The organism is Photorhabdus sp. RM71S, assembly GCF_042879355.1.
Taxonomy (GTDB): Bacteria; Pseudomonadota; Gammaproteobacteria; order Enterobacterales; family Enterobacteriaceae; genus Photorhabdus; species Photorhabdus kayaii.
Genome location: NZ_JBHFKV010000105.1, coordinates 1 through 2,961, shown reverse-complemented (window position 1 = coordinate 2,961; position 2,961 = coordinate 1). Strand labels below are relative to the sequence as shown.

Genomic DNA, 2,961 nt, shown 5'->3' with positions numbered 1-2,961 from the left:
ACTAATCCAGACTCATCCGTTGCTATAAATTTAGTCCAATGAGGGGCTGATAATTCAATGCCAAAGTAGTTAACCTTAATTGGCTTTATTAAGCTGATTAGTTTCATGATGATGTAATCTCATTTAATATATTTAAACCAATTTGAATTAATTGGCTTTTATCAACTGTTGTGAATATACAGCGGGGTTTGATAAACGGACGCCATATTAATAGCAAGCTTCCTTTTGTATTTCCTTTTTTCTCCTTTCCGTTGCCGGCATTAATAAATGAAATTCTGCCTGCCGTTATTAATCTGACTTCATCAACTGTTTCCATTGCCAATTTAAACCAGCCGACCGAAGTGTCGGCTGGGACTAACATAACGACCGGCTGTGATTGCCTCCTGCTTTGTTCTGCCGCCTTAATAACCCACGGAGATATATCGCTATACGGCGGGTTACAATATATTGCTCCGTAACTTATCCAATCACATGTAAGTGCATTATCTCGTTCCGTGAGATAATGAGCACATAGAGCATTTTCATTGTCTGCCGCTGCATCGAGATAAAAACCAAATTCAGCATCCAATGCTGCAAATATCTCAATCGGGGTTTGCCATTTATCTTTTAATTCCTTTGGGGTATTACTGCCTCCGAAGTCTGCCATTAATCACTCCAATAAGATAATGCTTCTTGTGCCGCATCGTGCGGATGAATATATTTCCAATCGCCATCCTTTTTTGAATATGATTCAATCTCACACTCAGCAATTTCTTTTGCTTCTGATAAACTAGCGCCGCGTGACGCTAGTGTGTTTATCATGTAACGCTTGAACATTCGTTTCCAGATAAAATAAAAGTGATGACAAAGACAATCATTCATTGTTATTTCTCTTTCAGATAGTATTAGTTTTAACACGATTAATTACCCTTATTGTAGATTGTAATGCATTATTTTTAACAATAAGATTTTTGTTTTGCTCTTCAAGATATTTAATCTTATCAGCAATCTCATTTAAAGTTAAATAGTCATCACATTTCGCTGTTCTTGCTAATTCGTGACATGCAGATATTAAAGACTCTGTATTTTTAGTCATGATAGTTACCTCTTTTAATAATCATATTTTCACAAATTTCTTTGGCTCTATGACATGTGTCAATATCGAACCAGCCAAAGTGACATTCACATTTATTAATTCCTAACTTTCTCGCAAGCCAATAATATGCATCCGTGCGCTCTAAATTCCATTTCTCCCGCATTTCTTCAAAATGCCGATGACCGCTCATTCGTGCGTTCCGGGTTGCTTTATCTGCCAAAGTTCCCAAAGGAATGTCTGTAAATGGGTGCATGCCGACATACGCGCCGCATGACTTGCAGATGTATAGCCAGGGCCATTTGCTGTTATTGATTCGCCCAAACACATCCATGTGATGAGCTATTTCTACATGATCGCAACAGTAACGACAGTGTGTTGGAATGGGTAACGGGTCTTTAACCCGCTGAATTGCCCTGACACTTGGATTCCAAGGTGTTTTTTCCATAGCAATCCTCCAGCCGTTATACGGCAAGTTATTAGTTAATGGAGTGGGTTAGAATAGACTTAGTTGACACTCACATTGAGTCTCATACATTGCAGCATTGATATATTGTTTTTGTGACGGCATGCGAGCGGCTAGCTTAGCTCGACTATCGTCAGAAAACATTTGTATGATGCCATCGAATGTGTTTTTGCCTCGGTACATAACGAGATCAGTTCCGTTTCGATTTTCCATTTTTCGCACCTCATTTGAGGACAATATTGTCAGGAACTCAGCGGCTAACTCTGGCTCATCCTTTGCAGCTAATGCGATTTTCTGGATTGACTTTTTGATGCAGAAGCAACAGTTGCCCAAATGTTCATGTATTTGCAGATCGAAAGGTTGCTGGCTCCACCAATCGATAATGCCGTATTTATCAATGTCAGAAATGTTGGCTAGATAACTGGTATGGTCGAGGCACTTTATCCGCCTGGGTTCATCGGTTCGAATGCCAATCCATGTGTGATACGATTTTTTCCCTATATGCTCATCGCAATATTTCTTGAATGGGACGAGTTTCATTCTGTCCGTGCAGAACTCACCACCAACATATGGAGTGCCATATTTTTTCAGCATTGCCCGCCACGGTTCCAAATCATGTTTAATTTCGTCCAGAGTCAAGATTTGATAGCCATTCCCTTTGCCTAACTCTGGATTAATAACAACCCTCAGGCAAACTAAATCAATTTTCCAGCATCGAACTAAATTACGAATAAATTCGTAAGTTTTCGGATGTTCAGCTCCTGTATCCATAAAAATATAGCGGACATCTTCACCTTTTTTTCTGCGCTGTTCCATTAAATACACGAGATAAGCCGATGTTCTGCCGCCTGAAAAACTAACGACATTGATCATTGTGATATCCTGGTGTGAGAAGAATTATCTGGCTAAGATTATGTAGCCTGTGAGATTTGGGTATTCGTCAATGATTTTTTTAATCATTGCGTCCCTCTCTTCTTCTGTAATTCTGCGCCATCTTTCAAAATTGCATGGTAATTGAATGTTTGTTGGAGATGTTGTATTAGGTGGCCCATAAATACAAATATACATATTCATAATTTATTCACTCTTTCAGGATTTCCAATAATAAATACACGATGGGTAAAATCATCGGGATTGACTTTATTTTTACTTTCTCGCTTGGGCTTTTGAGCTTTATTTTTCGACTTCTTTTGACCGGCAATCTGACATTCAACACAATTCCCGTTTGCCATATATCTGAGAGTGTGTCCTTGCGGGCACGGCTTGCCAATATATTTATTCGTTTCCTCTGTCATTTGTTGAATTTCCCATATTATTTAGTTCGTCAACTTTATTTTGAGTGGTTTCGGGTTTCTCAAACCAATCGTCTACACTTGACATACCATCACGTAAGCTTGCATAGATTTTCTTCATCTGGACCATT

At 38.9% G+C, this 2,961-nt stretch carries 6 protein-coding genes; all 6 read right to left on the bottom strand.

The annotated features are described in order from the left end of the window. Window positions 1-103: 103 nt before the first annotated feature. The 6 genes from ACGF5R_RS23680 to ACGF5R_RS23655 all read right to left on the bottom strand — a co-directional run bounded on the left by ACGF5R_RS23680 (window position 104) and on the right by ACGF5R_RS23655 (window position 2,833). Window positions 104-646: a phage N-6-adenine-methyltransferase gene (locus ACGF5R_RS23680; RefSeq protein WP_387440167.1), complete on the bottom strand. Its 543-nt coding sequence runs from the start codon at window positions 644-646 to the stop codon at window positions 104-106. Continuing rightward, window positions 646-816: a hypothetical protein gene (locus tag ACGF5R_RS23675; RefSeq protein WP_387693054.1), complete on the bottom strand. Its 171-nt coding sequence runs from the start codon at window positions 814-816 to the stop codon at window positions 646-648. Before ACGF5R_RS23675 ends, ACGF5R_RS23680 begins: the two co-directional genes overlap by 1 nt. A 58-nt stretch (window positions 817-874) precedes the next feature. Then, window positions 875-1,075: a hypothetical protein gene (locus ACGF5R_RS23670; RefSeq protein ID WP_387693023.1), complete on the bottom strand. Its 201-nt coding sequence runs from the start codon at window positions 1,073-1,075 to the stop codon at window positions 875-877. Beyond that, a complete protein-coding gene (locus ACGF5R_RS23665) occupies window positions 1,068-1,520 on the bottom strand; it encodes a zinc-finger-containing protein (protein ID WP_387693052.1) in 453 nt (150 codons plus the stop codon). Before ACGF5R_RS23665 ends, ACGF5R_RS23670 begins: the two co-directional genes overlap by 8 nt. A gap of 48 nt (window positions 1,521-1,568) precedes the next feature. Further along, a complete protein-coding gene (locus ACGF5R_RS23660) occupies window positions 1,569-2,411 on the bottom strand; it encodes a phosphoadenosine phosphosulfate reductase family protein (RefSeq protein ID WP_387693050.1) in 843 nt (280 codons plus the stop codon). Window positions 2,412-2,608: 197 nt separating this feature from the next. Next, window positions 2,609-2,833 carry a hypothetical protein gene (locus ACGF5R_RS23655; RefSeq protein WP_112879809.1) on the bottom strand — a complete coding sequence of 75 codons (225 nt, stop codon included), beginning with the start codon at window positions 2,831-2,833 and terminating at the stop codon, window positions 2,609-2,611. Between the last annotated feature and the right edge of the window lie 128 nt (window positions 2,834-2,961).

Coding starts and splice junctions, on each gene's coding strand:
- ACGF5R_RS23680 (WP_387440167.1), bottom strand. CDS start 646: ATGGCAGACTTCGGAGGCAGTAATACCCCAAAGGAATTAAAAGATAAA.
- ACGF5R_RS23675 (WP_387693054.1), bottom strand. CDS start 816: ATGTTCAAGCGTTACATGATAAACACACTAGCGTCACGCGGCGCTAGT.
- ACGF5R_RS23670 (WP_387693023.1), bottom strand. CDS start 1,075: ATGACTAAAAATACAGAGTCTTTAATATCTGCATGTCACGAATTAGCA.
- ACGF5R_RS23665 (WP_387693052.1), bottom strand. CDS start 1,520: ATGGAAAAAACACCTTGGAATCCAAGTGTCAGGGCAATTCAGCGGGTT.
- ACGF5R_RS23660 (WP_387693050.1), bottom strand. CDS start 2,411: ATGATCAATGTCGTTAGTTTTTCAGGCGGCAGAACATCGGCTTATCTC.
- ACGF5R_RS23655 (WP_112879809.1), bottom strand. CDS start 2,833: ATGACAGAGGAAACGAATAAATATATTGGCAAGCCGTGCCCGCAAGGA.